Consider the following 18,409-nt stretch of genomic DNA (forward strand, 5'->3'; position numbering starts at 1 on the left):
TCTAGCGCAGGTCATATACGCCAACACGCATTTGCCCACAGGCGTTCCGACCCTCCCTGACGGCCGTGGGCCCAGGGTCCGGGAGGTCAGAGCCAACCGCCCTGGCCTTCCGAGAGAACCTCCACGCCGTTCCGTCCGTATTCTAAACCCTGATTCTAGACCCGGATGCGCATGATTGGTGACGGGAATATTTCCGGCTTCAGTAGGAGGCGTCCATGGGGTCGTTGCCGAAGAGCGTCTCGCGCTCCTGATGGGTGGTGGTCCGCGAATCCAGCCAGCCATAGGGCAGGCGGACCTTCTTGGCATAGCGGACCCGGCCCCGGGGCTTGCCGGCCACGGCCCGCGGATAGGGCATGTCCTGGTCAAGGTCGGCGATGCAGCGGTCCATGTCCTCCAGGCTCTCGCAGGCCATGAAGTCACGGCGCACCTGGCCACCCACGGCGAAGCCCTTGAGATACCAGGCCACGTGCTTGCGCATATCATGGACTGCCATGCGCTCGTCGCCGTCGTAGAACTCGACCAGTAGCCTGGCGTGGCGGGCCATGATGGCCCCCACCTGGCCCAGGGTGGGCTCCTGCCGTTCCGGGGAGCCGGCCAGGGCCGCCGCTATGTCGGCGAAGAGCCAGGGACGGCCCTGGCAGCCCCGGCCGATGGCCACGCCTGCGCAGCCGGTCTGGGCGAACATGTCCAGGGCATCCTCGGCGGTCCAGATGTCGCCGTTGCCGAAGACGGGGATATCGACTGCCTGGACCAGCTGGGCGATCCGGTCCCAGTCGGCATGGCCGCCATAGTATTCAGCCGTGGTTCTGGCGTGCAGAGTGACGGCGGCACACCCTTCCTCCTGGGCTATGTGGGCGGCCTCCAAGAAGGTCTCGTGCTGGTGGTCGATGCCCACCCGGATCTTTGCGGTGACGGGGATCCCGGCAGGCGAGCAGACAGCGACCACACGATGGACCAGTTCGGCGAAGAGGTCGGTCTTCCAGGGCAGGGCGGACCCGCCGCCATGTCTGGTGACCTTGGGGACCGGGCAGCCGAAGTTCATGTCAATATGATCGGCCCAGCCGGCATCGACCACCATCCGGGTGGCCTGCTCCATGATCTGAGGGTCCACCCCATACAGTTGCAGGGAGCGCACCTTCTCCTGGGGGGCGAAGCGGCATAGCCTGAAGGCCTTGGGGTTGCGCGCCACCAAGGCCCTGGCCGTGACCATCTCCCCCACATACAGTCCGTCGGGTCCGTACTCCCGGCAAAGCAGGCGGAAGGGCCAGTTGGTCACGCCCGCCATAGGCGAAAGCATGACCGGCACAGGCACGGTTATGGGGCCCAGCTGCACCGGGGCAACCTTCGGGGTCCGGCGATCAGTCTCAGTACCGGCCACCGGCCTCGGCCACCTTGATGGGTTCGCTCTCGTCCGTGCCCGGCTCGCTGGCCAGGTCCGTGTAGCCGTCAGCGGCGCGCGCACCCGTCAGGTCGGACGGGCCCATGGGGTAACGCACACGCTGCTCGCCGACGACCCGGCGCACATAGTCCTCCACCTGTTCCAGGGCCACCCGGTCCTGCTGCATGGAGTCGCGGTTGCGGATGGTGACCGCCTTGTCGTCCAGGGTGTCGAAGTCCACGGTGATGCACAGGGGCGTGCCGATCTCGTCCTGACGACGGTAGCGGCGGCCGATGGCGCCTGACTCGTCGTAGTCCACCATCCACTCGTTCTGGCGCAGGTCGGCGGCCAGGTCATGGGCGATCCGCTGCAGATCAGGCTTCTTGGACAGGGGCAGGACCGCGGCCTTGACCGGGGCAAGCCTCGGGTCCAGACGCAGCACGGTGCGCCGGTCGACCCCGCCCTTGGTGTTGGGGGCCTCGTCCACGTCATAGGCATCCACCAGGAAGGCCATCAGCGAGCGCGTCAGACCGGCTGCAGGCTCGATCACGTAGGGGATGTAGCGTTCCCCGCTGGCCTGGTCGAAGTAGCTCAGATCCTCGCCCGAGTGCTCGGCATGGGCCTTGAGGTCGTAGTCGGTGCGATTGGCCACGCCCTCCAGCTCGCCCCACTCGGAGCCCTGGAAGCCGAACCGGTACTCGATGTCCACGGTCCTCTTGGAATAGTGTGCCAGTTTCTCCTTTGGGTGCTCATAGTGGCGCAGGTTCCCGGGCTTGACGCCCAGGTCCACGTACCAACGGGTCCTGGCGTCGATCCAGTACTGATGCCACTGTTCGTCAGTGCCGGGGTGGACGAAGAACTCCATCTCCATCTGCTCGAACTCGCGGGTGCGGAAGATGAAATTGCCGGGCGTGATCTCGTTGCGGAAGCTCTTGCCCATGTTGGCGATGCCGAAGGGGGGCTTGGAGCGGGAGGAGGCCATGACGGACTTGAAGTCCACGAAGATTCCCTGGGCGGTCTCGGGGCGCAGATAGTGCAGGCTCTTCTCGTCCTGGACGGGTCCCAGGTGGGTCTGCAGCATCATGTTGAAGTCGCGCGGCTCGGTCCACTGGCCCTTGGTGCCGCAGTCCGGGCAGGGGATGTCCCTGAGGCCGTTTTCCGGATCGTGGCCGTGCTTTTCGGCGTAGGCCTCCTCCAGGGTGTCGGCCCGGTGCCGCTTGTGGCAGTTCAGGCACTCGATCAGGGGGTCGTTGAAGACGGACACATGGCCCGAGGCCTCCCAGACCGCCGTGGGCAGGATGACCGAGGTGTCCACGCCGACCACGTCGTCGCGGGTGACCACCATGGTCCGCCACCACTCACGCTTGATGTTGTCCTTGAGAGCCACGCCCAGAGGACCATAGTCCCAGGCCGAGCGCGTCCCGCCGTAGATCTCCCCTGCGGGAAAGACGAATCCTCGGCGCTTGGCCAGGGAGATGACCTCATCCAGTTTCGATACTGCCACTGATCACACCTTCTGCTCGGGAACCCCCTCCTGGGGGCTACGACCTGATGACCGGCCTCCAGCATACCTTCGGCGGGTGACCTGCTGTCAGCGTGGAGGCCTACCATCGAGGCAGGTGCGGGAGGGCGCGCAGGTGACCGCAGGGGACACCGGGCATCCTGCCTGCCAACACCAATCGATGCGGAAAGGTTCCCGATATGCCCGATGTAAACGACCCGTCCTATCTGAACACCGTAGCCGAGGTCACGATTGCACCCTCCGGCCAGGGTGAGGAGCTGTCAACCTATGTGGCCCAGGTCATCAAGGTCATCAGGGACTCGGGGCTGCCCAACCAGACCAACGCCATGAGCACCGTCGTCGAAGGTGATCTGCACCGGGTCATGGAGGTCGTGGAAGAGGCCACACGGGTCCTGGCCGAACAGGGGTACAGGACCGGCGTCAGCCTCAAGCTGGACATCCGTCCCGGCAAGCGGGACCAGATCCACGAGAAGGTGGAGCGGGTCGACCGGATCCTGGCCGGGGAAAACCGCTGAAATCTCACTGTCACTGAAGATCAACCGGGCTGAAATCGCCTGAGCGGGTTAAGGTGTGCCCATGATCACGATGAAGCAGATCGCCGAACGCACAGGCGTGTCCGTCTCCACGGTCTCCCTGGTGCTCAACGGCCGCGACAAGGGCAGGGTCAAGTCGGAGATCGCCCGAAAGGTGCGCAGCACCGCCAAGACCCTGGGCTATCGGCCCAATCCCATGGCCCGGTCGCTGCGGACCAGTAAGACCGGCATGCTGGGCTTCATCAGCGAGCAAGTAGCCACCACGCCATACGCCGGCGCCATCATTCAGGGCGCGCAGGATGCGGCAGCGGAGCGCGGCTATGTGCTTCTTACCGTCTCCACCGACGGGGGCGTTCGGGAAGCCGAGCAGATCCAGGCCCTGAAGCGCTATGGGGTGGACGGTTTCCTCTTCGCCAAGATGTATGACCAGAATGTCGACCTGCCCCAGGCTCTGCGCTCCTGCCCTGCCGTGGTGGTCAACGCGGTGGAGCAGGGCGACCGCTGCCCCAGCATCGCCCCTGACGAGTTTCTGATCGGCTACGATGCCACCCGCCATCTGATTGAATCAGGCTGCCGCCGGGTGGCCTACCTGGGCACCACACAGGATCTGCCGGCGCAGGAAGACAGAATGCGGGGGTATCAGGCCGCTCTCAAGGAAGCTGGGTTACCTGCAGGCCAGTCCTTGATCCGACTGGCGGGATTCAACCAGGATGCCATGGATCAGGCGAACGACCTGATGGACGACGAGCACCCCGATGGGGTCTTCTGCTTCAACGATTCGCGCTCCATTTACCTCTACCAGGCGGCCGCAGCCCGCCATCTGTCCATCGGCAGGGACCTCAATCTGGTGGGCGTGGACAACCACCAGGTCATAGCCGAAACCATGGCACCTCCCCTAAGCACAATCGAACTCCCCCACTACGAGATGGGCTTCTGGGCGGTGCGGCGACTGCTGGCGCAAATCAATCCCCGTCGCGCTGCTCTTCCGCTGCCCGACACCCGTGCCGTCCTGCCGCCGCTTGATCAAGCTGACGGGGTGCGCATCCATTGCGCCCTGATCCGCAAGGGCTCCACCCGCCTCGACGCCGCCTCGGACCCGGGCCCAGCCAGCCGCTGAGCCACAATCACCCTTCCCCCTTCACCTCGCAAGATGGTGAACCGAGGTCTAATCCCGGCTGGATTGGTGCCAATCGCCAATAGCCGATAGCAAATCAGCCGGCATCCCCTGCCAACCGATCATCGTGATCGTAGGTACGCATAGCAATCATCAATCGTCAATCGTTTGACGTAAATCGATTGACGACCTACTATACCTACAGGGATCCGCTCTGCACACAGGAAGTGCATCGGACCTGGAGGCACTGCGGAGAAGCGGTGCGCAACAAGGAAAGAGGGGCAGCATGGCCACCAAATTATCGGCGTGGAGGAATCCATCATATTTGGAATCCTCTACCGGAATATTCTTCTTCTTCTGCGCCTGGGGCATCTGGTGGTCCTTCTACTCGCCATGGCTGATCAACGGCCTTGGCATGACCAACACCCAGGTCGGCAACATCTACTCCATCAACTCCGTGGGCACGCTGATAATAATGTTTGTCTACGGGGTAATACAGGACGAGCTGGGGGTCAAGCGTAGGCTCGCCATCTTCATCGCCGCCATTGCAGCGCTGGTCGGACCTTTCGTGCAGTTCATCTACGCCCCCCTCATGCATTCCAACCTGATCCTGGGCGCCGTACTCGGTTCAATCGTTCTATCCGCAGGTTTCATGTCAGGCTGCTCCCTGATCGAGGCCATCACCGAGCGGTACAGCCGCAAATTCGGATTCGAATACGGCCAGTCCCGCGCCTGGGGCTCCTTCGGCTACGCCATTGTGGCTCTGATCGCAGGGTTCACTTTCAACATCAACCCGATGATCAACTTCTGGCTGGGGTCCGCCTTCGGTGCGTGCATGCTCCTGGTCTACGCCTTCTGGATCCCCGATGAGCAGCGCGAGGAGATCAAGCGGGAGTCCACCCCCGAGGGCGAAAAGTCCCAGCCCTCTTTGCGCGACATGATCCATGTCCTGGGCATGCCCGCCCTCTGGCTCCTGATCGTCTTTGTAATCTTCACCAACACCTTCTACACGGTCTTCGACCAACAGATGTTCCCCAACTACTATGCCAACCTCTTCCCCACCCCGGAACAGGGTCACGAGGTCTATGGCATCCTCAACTCCATCCAAGTGTTCCTGGAATCAGCCATGATGGGCGTGGTTCCCATCATCATGCGCAAGATCGGCGTGCGCAACTCCCTTCTGCTGGGAGCTACGGTCATGTTCGCCAGGATCGGCCTGTGCGGCTTCTTCCACGATCCGGTCATGGTCTCTGTTGTCAAGCTCTTCCACTCCATTGAGGTCCCGCTCTTCAGCCTGCCTGCCTTCCGCTACTTCACTCTGCACTTCAACCCCAAGCTGTCCGCCACCCTCTACATGGTGGGCTTCCAGATCGCCTCCCAGGTCGGCCAGGTGGCCCTTTCCACCCCGCTGGGCATGCTCCACGACCGGGCCGGCGACCAGGTCACCTTCTACACCATCTCACTGGTAGTACTGGTCGCCTTGATTTACGGCATCTTCGTGCTCAAGCGCGACGACCAGCAGGTGGACGGCGATCCCTTCATCAGGGATTCGCAGAAGTCCGCCGTAACCCAGGGCTGATCCCCATACCAACCATCATCAGCACCCATCCAACCCGAAAGGATTCAAGGATGAACCAGCCAACAACCAAGGAAAACGCCGACATGAGCGCTCAACTGGACAAGGCCCAGAAGAGCATCGACCGGCTCTTCGCCACCCGCAATGACCGCTGGTATCCCCAGTGCCACATCGCCTCCAAGGCCGGATGGATCAACGACCCCAATGGCCTGAGCTACTACAAGGGGCGCTATCATGCCTACTTCCAGCTCAATCCCTACGGGAGCGAGTGGGGCAACATGCACTGGGGGCATGTGTCCAGCGCCGATCTGGTCACCTGGCGGCGCGAGCCCCTGGCCATGGCGCCCACCCTGGAGGTCGAGAAGGACGGAGTCTTCTCCGGATCGGCCGTGGTGGGCGACGACGGCCGTCTGACCATCTACTACACAGGTCACCGCTGGCGCAACGGGGTCAACGATGACGACGGCAACCTCCAGGAGCAGTGCATGGCTGTCTCCTCAGACGGGATCCACTTCGAAAAGAAGGGGGTCGTGATCCCCTGCCCGGACGACAAGATCCTGCACTTCCGCGATCCCAAGGTGTGGAAGATGGGCGGGCTCTGGTACATGGTCTTCGGAGTCAGCACCCCCGCACAACGCGGCGAGATCTGGATGTACACCTCCAATGACATGGAGCACTGGACCTTCGACCGGGTGATCTACCGGCACCCCGACCCTGAGGTCTTCATGCTGGAATGCCCCGACATGTTCCCCCTCGAGGACAAGTGGGTGATCTGCTACTCGGCCATGGGCCTGAAGCCCCAGGGGTTCGAAGCCCGCAACCACAACAACGCCGGTTACGTGATCGGCAGCTGGCAGCCCGGCGGCGACTTCCATCAGGAGACTGAGTTCCACCTCTGGGACGACGGCCATAACTTCTATGCACCGCAGACCTTCCAGGCCCCTGACGGCCGTCGGCTGGTCTTCGGCTGGATGAGCCCCTTCACGGAGCCCATCCCCATGCAGGAGGATGGCTGGTGCGGACAGTTCACCGTACCCCGCGAGGTCACCCTGGCCGGTGATCACCTGCGCTGCCTGCCGGTGCGTGAGTTCTCCGACCTGGACCAGGACAAGCAGGACTTCGGTCCCATCGAGCTGGAGGTCAACGGCAGCCGGGATCTGGTGAACGACGCGCAGACCGCCGACATCAATATGGAGATCGATCTGAACAAGTCGCAGGCCGAGCGCATCGGTCTGGAGATCCACAGGACACAATCCGGCGATCACACCTTGGTCTGCTATGACGACCAGCTAGGCCGCGTGGTGCTTGACCGCCACTGCAACACCTACGGGGACCGGGGCTACCGCACTGCCCCCGTCGACAAGTCCTCGGGCAGGCTCAAGCTGCGCATCATCGTGGACCGGGGCTCGATCGAGGTCGTCGTCAACGACGGGCTGGAGGTCATGTCCTCCTACTCCTTCCCCGCCGAAGGACCGCGTGGCATCCGTCTGATCGCCGAATCCGGCGAGGGCAGGGCCCTGATCGACTCCCTTTCCATCGCCAGGCTGGGCACCATCTGGGAAGAGCCGGATCGCTGATCCTGCTCCCCTCGTCGGCGCAGGAAAGGCCCGTCCCTGAAATCCACTCAGGGGCGGGCCTTTTGTCTGGCAAGCGCCGGCCTCAGACATCCATTGTCAGAACCAAAGAATCAGAGATCCTCGAAGAAGTAATGGTCCTTTGGCAATGACTCCTTGCCATGGACCGGCGGCCATGACCTGGCCCAGGCTTCTGATCTTCGGAACCTGAAGCCCGAACGAGGCCGCCTAACCCTTGGCTTCACTTGCCGACCCTGACCAACAGAGCCATGAGGCCGGAGGCGATGGCCGCCGCACCCATGAAGATGAAGGCTCCGACGAAGGAGCCGCCGGCGGCCTTGACCAGGTAGCCGATGATCATGGGAGCCAGGAATCCGCCCAGGGTGCCGCCGGTGTTGATGATGCCGATGGCGGAGCCGATGATGTGCGGGTCCATGATCTTGTGGGGCCAGGTGAAGATGCCGGTGAAGGCCACCACGGAGACGCAGGATACCAGGATCAGCAGCAGGAGGGAGAGCCAGATGTTGCGTGAGAAGACGAAGCATACAACCAGGACGGCGCTGATCACCCCGGCACCAAGGATGGCCAACTTCTCCCTGCCCAGGAAGAGCTTCGAGAGCAGCTGACCGGCGTAGATGGTGGCGACGGTCGTAAAGACCGCATTGACCGCCAGCAGAATGCCTGCCTGACCGATCGAAAGCCCGAAGGTGTTCTTTATGAAGGTGGGCATCCAGGAGATGTTGCCGTACAGGAGGATGTTCAGCAAGAGCATGGCCACGAAAAGGACCAGTACGTTCCGGTTCTTCAGAACTTCGAGGAAGCCCGCCCCCCTGGTTCCGGGCTTCTGGCCAACCTCGGGCTGGCGGGGTTTGGAGGGCACGAAAATCAGGATGCAGACAAAGGCCAGCAGGTAGAGGGTGCCCAGCACAGCGTAGGCCAGGTGCCAGTTGATGGCGACCAGGTTGGCGCCCAGAACGAAGGCCAGGATGCCGCCGATGCCCGAGGTCGACAGAATCAGGGATTGTACGAAGGTACGCCGTTCCTGGGGGAAGTTCTCCGCGATCGACTTGGAGCAGGAGGGCGGGTAGCCGCCGTGGCCCATGCCGGCGAAGAACCGGACGATGATGAAGAAGGCCAGACCATTGGCCAGGCCGAACAGGTAGCTGAACAGACCAATGATGATCATGGAGGCCATCAACACACGCTTGGCCCCAAGCCTGTCGGCCAGCCAGCCGCTGGGTATCTGCATGAGCGAGTAGCCCAGGAAGAAGGCCGACATGATGATGCCTGTCTGCCCCGAGTCCAGGTGGAACTGCTCGGAGATGGGGATGATGGCGGTCGAGATCATGTTCTTGTCCATGTACACGATCGAGTAACCGGCCATCAGGGAAAAGATCAGCGTTCCGCTCGCCGTTTTTGAGGATTGCTTGATTGCCATTGGTCTGTCATCCTTCAGTAGAAACCGGCCGCCGCCGGGTAAGGTGATCCGCAGGGATCCCGGAGCAGGCGGCAGCCGAACAGTATGTCAGTGGGGCATCACATCGTCGGGGATGACGACCTTGTACTCCTGGCCGGCGAAGGTCTTGTCGAAGTCCTCCTTGGCGGCCTTGACCAGATCCGGGTCGGTAAACGCATCGTAGGCGGTCAGGGCCAGGGTCTTGCCCGCAGCCAGCAGACCCTTGTGGGCCACCGAGGACTTGCCGTTGGCCGCCCACTGCCAGGAGTGAGCAGAGGTGCCCTGGGGCTCGAACCCGCCGCTGAACTGGGCGGTGGGCGTCTGCCAGCTGACATCGCCGACGTCGGTGGATCCCGATGCCGTATCGGTGAAGACCAGTGGATACTTCTTCAGGGCCATGGTCGACTCGGCCATCTTCCTGACTTCCTCATCCGTCAGATCAGGGAAGGCCTCCTTGGTGCGGCTGAGCACCCGCTGCTTGCCGGCCTCGGGGACTGTGTCGGTGTAGCGGCGCTCATAGTCCAGCTCCTGCTGGTCCAAGGGCAGGGGGCCGACGAGGTCCAGGTTCCTGTCTACGGCCTCGGTCAGCGGATGGTTGGGAATGAAGTTGTAGCAGGCCGCGTCGAACTCCTCCTTGACCTGGGTCTCGGTCATCAGGGCCGCACCCTGGGCGATCTTCTCCACACGCTTGAACAGATCCTGTGCCTGGTCCATCCTGGGGGCGCGCACGAAGTAGTAGAGCCGGGCATGGGACTGCACCACGTTGGCCGACTCACCGCCTGCGTCGATGAAGGCGTAGTGCACGCGGGCCGCATCGATCATGTGCTCGCGCAGGAACTGCACGCCCACATTCATGAGCTCCGCGGCATCCAGGGCGCTCCGGCCCAACTCGGGAGCCGCAGCCGCGTGCGCCGGCACACCGGTGAAGTCGAAGTAGGCCTGCAGGACCGCCAGGCTGGAGGAACCCCAGGCCTGGGTCACATCCGAGGGATGCCAGGACAGGGCCAGATCCAGCCCGTCGAAGACCCCATCCCTGGCCATGAAGGCCTTGCCATAGCCCGACTCCTCAGCCGGGCAGCCGAAGACCTTGATGGTCCCCTTGAGGCCCTTCTCCTCCATGAAAGTCTTGATGCCCACGCCTGCCGCGACGGCCGCCATGCCCAGAATGTTGTGGCCGCAGCCTTGCCCGTTGCCGCCTTCGACCAAGGGCTTGTGCTCGCCCAGGTCGGCCACCTGGCTGAGACCTCCCAGTGCGTCGTATTCGCCGGTGATGCCGATCACCGGACGGCCCGAACCCCAGGTCGCCACGTAGGCATAGTCCATGTGGCCCACGCCCTTTTCGACCTCGAAGCCCTCCTGCTCCAGCACCTTGTAGTGCTGCTGGACCGACTCCTTCACGGCAAATCGGGTCTCGGGGGTACCCCAAATATGGTCGGCGGCCTCGATGAACTCCTGTGACTTGTCCTCGATGATCTGCATGATGCGTTGCTTGTCGTCCACGCCTGTCGACTCCTTCGTTTCGTTTGCTGCGCTGATTTCCACGGCGGACATGGCCTGCTCCGCTGTGATACGTCACAGACTACCTTTCATGGGTGTTACGAGAGTGTTCAGACCTGTGAATTTGGACTATTATGGTTAACCTCACAAAATTGGAAGCTCTGTCTTCTCAAGCTTGGTCCACTCCGCCGAAGCGCCTGTCCCGGTGGATGTAATCGTCGATGGCCCGCCAAAGCACCTCGCGCCCGCAGTCGGGGAAGAGCTCGGGTACGAAATCCAGCTCCGCATAGGCCGCCTGCCAGGGCAGGAAGTTGGAGGTGCGCTGTTCCCCCGAGGTGCGCAGGACCAGGTCGCAGTCCGGTATGTCTGGGTTGTAGAGGTGCTGGGCGATCATCTTTTCGGTGACCTTGGAGCCCTTGATATGCCCGGCCGCCACCTCCCGGGCGATATCGGTGGCTGCATCGGCCAGCTCAGCCCTGCCCCCGTAGTTGATGCAGAAGATCACATCGATCCTGGTGTTGTGCCGGGTGCGCTCCATGGCCGCCTCCAGCTCGTCGATGACCGACTTCCAGAGCCGGGGCCGACGGCCAGCCCAGCGCACGCGCACCCCCCAGTCATCCATTTGGGCCACCCTACGGTGGATGATGTCCCGGGAGAAGCCCATCAGAAAGCGGACCTCGGCCGGCGAGCGCTTCCAATTCTCCGTGGAGAAGGTATACAGGCTCAGGTATCGGACCCCGGCCTCGATGGCTCCGGCTATGGTGTCGAAGACCACCGGCTCGGCGGCCCGGTGACCCTGGGTGCGCTCCATGCCCCTCTGCTTGGCCCAGCGGCCATTGCCGTCCATGATCACACCCAGGTGTCGCGGGACTGAGCCCTCGGGGAAGTGCGGGATACGAGCGGGATCGGAGAAGGGGGCTGCAGGCACATCCAGGGAGGTGTAGTCGACGGGGTCAAAGCTCATGCTTCAAGAATCTAATAGCCTGAGGGACCTGATGGGCCGCTCCAGGTAATATTCGCCCCATTTCTCGACAAGACCGTCGCACAGGGGGGTGGAACCCTTGCCGTCCAGCTTGGACCAGTCCCCGGTGCTCAGCGCCCGGAAGCGTGTCATGGTGGCGGGATCCACCGCCACGGCGTCGGTAGGCCTGTCCCGACTGCAGACCACACCGCCGCCGGGCACCGAGAAATGGGTCAGCTGGTCGGTCCGGCCGCAGACGATGCAGGAATCCAGCCGGGGCCTCCAGCCCGCCAGCGCCAGGGAACGGAGCAGGTAGGAGGCACCGATGTCGCGGGGTCCATGCCGGTGACCTGCCAGGCTGGCCAGGGCGGAGACCAGCAGACGGTATTGCTCCGGGGCCGGCTCATGCTCGCCCACCACCAGTTTGTCGGCGGTCTCAAGCATGACGCCCCCGTTGGCGTAGAGGTCATAGTCGGCGCATATGGCATCCGCATAGGCGGCTATGCAGACGGCCTGGGAGACGATGTCCAGGTTGCGGCCACGGGAGATGAGCAGATCGTCACGCATGAATGGCTCCAGCCGGGCGCCGAAACGGGATTTGGTCCGTCGAACCCCCTTGGCCACGGCCCTGACCTTGCCGTGTCCCCTGGTCAGAATGGTGACGATCCGGTCGGCCTCGCCCAGTTTGACCGTTCTGAGGACCAGGCCCTCGTCACGATAGATGGCCACGACGGTCCCGTCCTTTCATTGGTAGATGAACAGGCCCCAGAAGGCGAAGATCAGCAGGACTCCGAACATGGCCAGGGTGGTGACGATGAAGAGGGCAATGCCAAAGCGGGTGGAGGCCAGAACAGGCCTGGGATCCAAGTTGCGCATCTGCTGACGCAAAGTGGGGCCGCCGGCCTTGCTTGTGCGGACCCGGTCGGGAAGCCGGTCCAATCCCCTCAGGGAGGCGACCTCGACCATGCGGGCGAAGGTGCGCGACCAGGCCCAGATGACCAGGGCGCAGACCACCTGGATGACCGGCCAGCTCCAGTAGCTGACCCCGGCCTGGTCGGGCACGCCGCCCCAGCCCAGGCGTACCACCGCCATGATGACCTGCCCCAGACCGGCTCCGAAAAGGACCAGGGTAGCCAGGGTGGTGCCGGTGATGGTGACCAGGGTGCCGCCGAAGCCATGGCTGAAACCCAGGACCGGTTCCTTGCGTCGTCGCAGGCGGAACAATTTCATCAGACCGGCCACCAGGGCCATGACCAGGGCCGCCAGCAAAAGCACCAGGGTCAGCAGGTGCAGGACCAGCATATAGATGGTCAGCGAGCGCCGCCCCCGCAGGTCAGTGGGCACGGCTATGGACTGGTGGATGGTGGCCCCGCCCACGCTGGGGCTGGTCTGATGCAGGCCGTGGACCTGGCCCACCGCCCAGTCGATCATGTCCTGCTGATAGTGGTCGGCCAGGGGTGTGCCGGTCCGGGCTTCATCCCCCAGCCGCAGCACATGGTTGGAGACCGGGTAGGACCGCACAGTGACGTTCTCGTTGCCCGAAGCATGGGCCTGGGAGAGCACGCGCTGCACCCCCTCCACCTGGGCGGTCATGACATCCTTGGCCCCGTAGGCCAGCAGGGTGGGAATGGCATAGGTGTTGCGGTCGGTGGGATCGATATCCAGATTATTCAGGCCCAAGAGGGAGGCATCGGTGCTGAAGAGCCGACGGACCACCGACTGGTAGCCCTGGTTGGCCCCGGCGATGGCGAAGTCCTGGGCCACGAAGAAGCCCATGGCGTGGCGCGGGGAATAGACCATGGGGCTGAGCAGGATCTGGAAGGCGATCCGGTGGTCCATGGTCAGCAGCATGGCGGCGATCCAGGTGCTCTCGCTGGTGGCATAGATGCCCACCTTGGATGCATCCACATCATCCCGGTCGCGCAGCAGGTTGGCAACCCGCTCGTAGGCCTTGGCCGAAGCAGGATAGTCCCGGTCGGCATCCGTGGTGGACCAGACCGGCTTGTCCAGCACGGCGGTGACGAAACCGGCAGAGGCCAGGGTCCGGGCCACGTCCCCGAAGGAGTTGTCGCAGGTGCCGTATCCGGCGCCATGCATGAAGACTACTGCCGGCCGATTCCCTGAAGCCCCCTTGGGGGTGCGGATCAGAATCCGGATGCGCTGGTGCTCCCCAGTGGCGGGCCTTTCCACGCTCAGTTCCTGGTGACGGGATTCGACCTGGTACTGCCCCACGGTATCCCTGTCAACCCCGGCAGGCCAGTCGAAGGTGACCGCGGTGTCCGGAGTCAGGGTGGGAAAATTCTGATCCACTGGTTCGTATTTCCAGGGAACGGCGGTCAAGTGGGAGACAGAAACCAGCAGGCCCATGAGGATGATGAAGACGGGCAGGCTGGTCATCAGCCGCCTGACCCTGCTCCACCCGCTTGCAGGGAGGGAACGCTCAACCTCTTGGGACACGTCGGTCATTGTAGCCGGTGGCGGGGATGGCGCTTACGCCCTCAGCTGGCACGGCCAGTGACCGGGACCACCATGGGGCCCGCCTCCGGCAGGGTTTCACCCTCGGCCGCAGCCTTGGCATCCATCTGGGCGGCGATTTCCTTGGCCCGTTCCAGCAGGGTGGGGACGATCTGGTCCTCAGGCACGGTCTGCACCACCTTGCCCTTGATGATGATCTGACCCTTGCCGTTGCCCGAAGCCACTCCCAGGTCGGCCTCCCTGGCCTCGCCTGGTCCGTTGACGATGCAGCCCATGACGGCCACCCGGATGGGTGCGGTGATGTCCTTGAGCCCCTCGGTGACCTCCTTGGCCAGCTCGATCACGTCCACCTGGGCCCTGCCGCAGGAGGGGCAGGAGATGATGTCGAAGTGGCGCTGGCGCAGACCCAGATATTCCAGAATCTTGCAGCCCACCTTGACCTCTTCCACAGGCGGCGCGGACAGGGAGACCCGGATGGTGTCGCCGATGCCCTCGGCCAATAGCGCGCCGAAGGCCAGGCAGGATTTGATGGTTCCCTGCCAGGAGGGCCCGGCCTCGGTCACGCCCAGGTGCAGGGGCCAGTCGCCCTTGGAGGCCAGGAGCCTGTAGGTCTGGACCGTGGTGACGGGGTCGTGGTGCTTGACGGAGATCTTGAAGTCGTGAAAGCCCACGTCCTCGAACATATGGGCCTCTTTCAGGGCCGAGGCGACCAGGGCCTCCGGAGTGGGGCCGCCGTAGCGGGCGTAGATGTCCTTGTCCAGGCTGCCGGCGTTGACCCCGATGCGCAGGGAGATGCCCGCGTCTGTGGCCGCCTTGCAGATTTCGGGGCCGACCTGGTCGAACTTGCGGATGTTGCCCGGGTTGACCCTGACGGCTGCACAGCCGGCATCGATGGCCTGGAAGACGTACTTGCTCTGGAAGTGGATGTCGGCGATGACCGGGATGGGCGACTTCTTCGCAATGATGGGAAGCGCGTCGGCATCATCCTGGCTGGGCACAGCCACCCGCACGATGTCGCAGCCGGCGGCGGCCAGCTCGGCGATCTGCTGCAGGGTGGCGTTGATGTCAGCGGTGACCGTGTTGGTCATGGATTGCACCGAAATGGGGGCTCCCCCGCCGACCGGCACAGGCCCCACCATGATCCGACGGGAGCGGCGACGAGGATGCAGCGGACTCTGGCTGATGGCCTGCTCGCCTGTCTTGCGGAACCCCTGGGAGGATGCTGACTGTTCGGTCTTGGGAATGCTACTCACGCTGTCATGTCTATCAAAGCATCGGCCCTTTGGCGTGCCTCATGCTCGACTTGCTCCATTACCTCCACGGATGTGAATGTTCCCGGAAGATGCTTTTCCATGGCATCCATGACCGACCGGATGGTTTCGACGATGTCCAGATAGGGCAGCCGGTGATCCAGGAAGGCCCTGACCGCCTGCTCGTTGGCGGCATTGAAGACCGCAGTCATGGGCTCGCAGCTGCCCAGAGCCCGCCTGGCCAGGTTGACCGCCGGGAAGGCCTCGTCGTCCAGGGGCTCGAAAGTCCAGCTGCTGGCCTTGGACCAGTCACAGGCCGCAGCCACATTGTCAAGACGGACTGGGGCCGAAAGGCCCAGGGCGATGGGCAGACGCATGTCAGGAGGCGAGGCCTGACTTATGGTGGCCCCATCCTGGAACTGGACCATGGAGTGGACCACGGACTGGGGGTGGACCACCACGGTGATCCGCTCGGGCTCAATTCGGAAGAGCCTGCTGGCCTCGATGACCTCCAGACCCTTGTTGACCATGGTGGAGGAGTTGATGGTGACCACCGGACCCATGGACCAGGTCGGATGGTTCAGGGCCTGCTCAGGGGTGACCTGACGCATGGCCTGACGGCTCCAACCCCGGAAAGGACCTCCCGAGGCGGTGACCACCAGACGGGCCACCTCTCCATGCTGTCCCGAACGCAGGGACTGCCAGATGGCCGAATGCTCGGAGTCGACCGGGTTGATCTGGCCCGGCCTTATCTCGGCGTCAAAGAGCAGATGGCCGCCGGCCACCACAGACTCCTTGTTGGCCAGAGCCAGCTGGGATCCGGCCTGCAGGGCCGCAATGGATGGGCGCAGACCGACTGATCCGGTGATGCCGTTGAGGACCAGATCGCTGCCGGAGCCGGCCAGAGCCTGGACCGCATCCATGCCTGCCTCTATCCGAATGCCGGTCGACCCCAGGGCCTTGAGAGCCTGCTGCAGGGCCGGAACCCGGGTCTTGTCGGCCAGAGCCAGACGAGTCACGCCAAAGTCACGGGCCTGTCGGGCCAGAAGTTCGACATGGGCACCGCCAGCGGCTAACCCGGTCACCTGGAAACGATCCCTATGACGACTGATCAGATCAAGGGCCTGGGTGCCGATGGATCCTGTGGATCCCAGGATGACCAGACTACGAGACTGGTCGGCATCATCCCTGGGCGACCAATCCGTCAAGGTGCGCTCACACCCGACCGACAAACCGCCCTGCCTGCCTTCACTGCCTGTATTCACTGCTGTCAGATGACTCATCGACCGCCTTTATCCTGCTCCCCCTCGTCGCCGAAGGCCGGGAAAGAAATATCGGGGATGTCCAGATCCATCTTGGGCAGATCCTGGTTGAGCAGGGAGGCCAGATAGGAATCCGGGTCCTGGTCCTGCTTGTTCCCCTGTGTGTTTTGTGAGTACCGAGGCTTGGCCCAGTCGGGTGTATCCGTGCTGCTCCCGGCTGTTTCAGCCCAGGGACGCTCCTGGGCCTCGGGCACTGCTGGTGCCGGTTCCTCATAGCTGCCAAGTGGTCCGCCTGCGCCCAGAGGACCATCGACGAAGGGCGAGGAGATGATCGAGGTGGATCCCGGCGTAGACGTGCCGTCAGTATCAGCCCCTGTCGTCGAGGCAGACACCGGCGGTTCCGGCCTTGTGGAGGGGACGAAAGCATTCCCTGCCGATGTAGGCGGGGTGGAGGCTACGGGTGCCGAAGGGGTCGGTTGGAATGCAGCAGGTTCAGGAGTCTGTGGTGCAGTGGAAGGCGAAGAAGTCGTCACCGGGTTGAAGGGGGCGGCTTGCGCAGCCGACGCGGATGCCGCTGACGTTGCAGTGGGATCCACAGGATTGTGGCTGATTGGCGCAGAGACCGGCTGTGCAACCGCAGGCGGCACGGAGACAGGCATGACCGATTCCTGTTGACCGGAGACGAATGGATTGGCAGGGGCGGGATCGGCAGAGGCGACGGGGGCTCCGCCGCTCATGCCTGCTGATGAGGCAGGCGTAGCTGCCGCAGATGCCGCCGTGGCTGCCCCAACGCCTTCCTGGGCCAGTCGCTGGTTGACCGCCGAAGCCAGAGCACTCAGAGAACTGTTGGGCTGCGCCGTCGGAGCTGTAGGCGTCGTCTGCGTGCTGCTTGTCGGAGCCTCGAAGATGGCCCGCTCCGCCTGGTGCAGTTGAGCGAAATCGTCTTGACTGCCCTGGGCGCTCGCGACAGCGGAGGCATTGGGGATGCTCCAGGCGGGTGCCTGGCTCTGTCCAATCAGCGGCTGAACACCCGAAGCTGAGGGGTCCTGCACGGCTGGCTGCGACTGCACAGGAACAGCAGCGGACGCCGTTGCATTGGCGCTGGCTCTCTTGGCCCTCTCGCTGACCCTGGCAAAGGACTCCAACTGCTCCAGAAGCTCGACGGCCTTGGCCAGGAAGAAGTCCACCTGGCGCTCGTCATAACCCTTGGGCCCCCGCCGCTGGGTGAAGATGACGTTGGAGACGCGGTCAGCTGTGATGTCGGTGTTCTTCGACTTGCCCGAATCCGTCTTCCGCCCCTCCTGGAGGTTGAGCTGGTCAGAGGTCTTGTTGAGGACCTGCTCAATCAGCCGTTCCACCTGCTTGCAGTCGTATGAGGGCATGCCGGGATCCCCACGCTTGAAGACACTGCCCGATGGTCTGCCGGCATGAGTGGTCAGCTCCGATTGCAGACTGACCATTCTGGTCGTCCAACCATCCACGCCCACCCGGGCTATCTCCAGACTGGTCTGCCTGTCGGAAATCACCCTTTCCAGCCGTGAGAGGGCAGCGTCCACCTGGGTGATGATATAGCCGTTCTTGCACAGATCAAAGGAGGCGTTGGCTATCTCCTCCTGGGTCAGATCAGGGTCCTGGCTCTCATAAAGTGAGTGAGCCCGCTCCAGGAAGGCGTCCACCTGCTTGGTGTCATATCCCCACTTGCGCTTGCCCGAGCGCGCGATGGTCGCCTCGGTTCCACGGGCATCAGGCTTAGCTGACATCAGGCATCGACCTCCTGACCTTTCTTGCCAACGATCGTCGTGCATCGATTC

The 18,409-nt window shown here is 63.4% G+C and carries 14 protein-coding genes; 4 read left to right on the forward strand and 10 right to left on the reverse strand.

What is annotated here, in order from left to right:
* Positions 1-199: 199 nt before the first annotated feature.
* Positions 200-1,378: a tRNA dihydrouridine synthase DusB gene (gene dusB / locus H3U89_RS01085; RefSeq protein WP_198178971.1), complete on the reverse strand. Its 1,179-nt coding sequence runs from the start codon at positions 1,376-1,378 to the stop codon at positions 200-202.
* Positions 1,365-2,882, reverse strand: coding sequence for a glycine--tRNA ligase (locus H3U89_RS01090; RefSeq protein WP_198178970.1), 1,518 nt, complete (start codon positions 2,880-2,882; stop codon positions 1,365-1,367). The genes dusB and H3U89_RS01090 overlap by 14 nt, the downstream gene beginning before the upstream one ends.
* 197 nt (positions 2,883-3,079) lie before the next feature.
* Here H3U89_RS01090 and H3U89_RS01095 point away from each other — a divergent pair, with 197 nt between their 5' ends.
* The 4 genes from H3U89_RS01095 (at position 3,080) to H3U89_RS01110 (ending at position 7,700) form a co-directional block, all read left to right on the forward strand.
* Positions 3,080-3,415 (forward strand): MTH1187 family thiamine-binding protein, encoded by a 336-nt coding sequence (locus H3U89_RS01095; RefSeq protein ID WP_198178969.1) that lies wholly within the window; start codon positions 3,080-3,082, stop codon positions 3,413-3,415.
* 61 nt (positions 3,416-3,476) lie between these two features.
* Positions 3,477-4,550, forward strand: a complete 1,074-nt coding sequence (locus H3U89_RS01100) for a LacI family DNA-binding transcriptional regulator (protein WP_198178968.1) — start codon at positions 3,477-3,479, stop codon at positions 4,548-4,550.
* 283 nt (positions 4,551-4,833) lie between these two features.
* Positions 4,834-6,126, forward strand: coding sequence for an MFS transporter (locus H3U89_RS01105; protein WP_198176712.1), 1,293 nt, complete (start codon positions 4,834-4,836; stop codon positions 6,124-6,126).
* A 50-nt stretch (positions 6,127-6,176) separates the two neighbouring features.
* Positions 6,177-7,700: a glycoside hydrolase family 32 protein gene (locus H3U89_RS01110; RefSeq protein WP_198176713.1), complete on the forward strand. Its 1,524-nt coding sequence runs from the start codon at positions 6,177-6,179 to the stop codon at positions 7,698-7,700.
* A gap of 238 nt (positions 7,701-7,938) precedes the next feature.
* On the opposite strand, the gene H3U89_RS01115 is transcribed toward H3U89_RS01110, so the two are convergent.
* From H3U89_RS01115 to H3U89_RS01150, 8 genes are all read right to left on the reverse strand, one after another.
* Positions 7,939-9,135 (reverse strand): MFS transporter, encoded by a 1,197-nt coding sequence (locus tag H3U89_RS01115; protein ID WP_198176714.1) that lies wholly within the window; start codon positions 9,133-9,135, stop codon positions 7,939-7,941.
* Positions 9,136-9,222: 87 nt separating this feature from the next.
* Positions 9,223-10,653, reverse strand: coding sequence for an amidohydrolase (locus tag H3U89_RS01120; protein WP_198178967.1), 1,431 nt, complete (start codon positions 10,651-10,653; stop codon positions 9,223-9,225).
* A gap of 166 nt (positions 10,654-10,819) precedes the next feature.
* Entirely contained in the window at positions 10,820-11,614 is a 795-nt protein-coding gene (locus H3U89_RS01125; RefSeq protein ID WP_198176716.1) for an isoprenyl transferase, read from the reverse strand.
* Positions 11,615-11,617: 3 nt separating this feature from the next.
* Positions 11,618-12,340 carry a DNA repair protein RecO gene (gene recO, locus H3U89_RS01130; protein WP_198176717.1) on the reverse strand — a complete coding sequence of 241 codons (723 nt, stop codon included), beginning with the start codon at positions 12,338-12,340 and terminating at the stop codon, positions 11,618-11,620.
* A 15-nt stretch (positions 12,341-12,355) separates the two neighbouring features.
* Positions 12,356-14,008 carry an alpha/beta hydrolase family protein gene (locus tag H3U89_RS01135; protein ID WP_198179489.1) on the reverse strand — a complete coding sequence of 551 codons (1,653 nt, stop codon included), beginning with the start codon at positions 14,006-14,008 and terminating at the stop codon, positions 12,356-12,358.
* Positions 14,009-14,109: 101 nt separating this feature from the next.
* A complete protein-coding gene (gene ispG / locus H3U89_RS01140) occupies positions 14,110-15,339 on the reverse strand; it encodes a flavodoxin-dependent (E)-4-hydroxy-3-methylbut-2-enyl-diphosphate synthase (protein ID WP_198178965.1) in 1,230 nt (409 codons plus the stop codon).
* Positions 15,336-16,619 carry a 1-deoxy-D-xylulose-5-phosphate reductoisomerase gene (gene dxr / locus H3U89_RS01145; RefSeq protein ID WP_232345399.1) on the reverse strand — a complete coding sequence of 428 codons (1,284 nt, stop codon included), beginning with the start codon at positions 16,617-16,619 and terminating at the stop codon, positions 15,336-15,338. Before dxr ends, ispG begins: the two co-directional genes overlap by 4 nt.
* A complete protein-coding gene (locus H3U89_RS01150) occupies positions 16,616-18,358 on the reverse strand; it encodes a DivIVA domain-containing protein (protein WP_198178963.1) in 1,743 nt (580 codons plus the stop codon). The genes dxr and H3U89_RS01150 overlap by 4 nt, the downstream gene beginning before the upstream one ends.
* Positions 18,359-18,409: the final 51 nt, after the last annotated feature.

Source organism: Bifidobacterium sp. W8104 (genome assembly GCF_016100735.1).
Lineage (GTDB): Bacteria > Actinomycetota > Actinomycetes > Actinomycetales > Bifidobacteriaceae > Bombiscardovia > Bombiscardovia choladohabitans.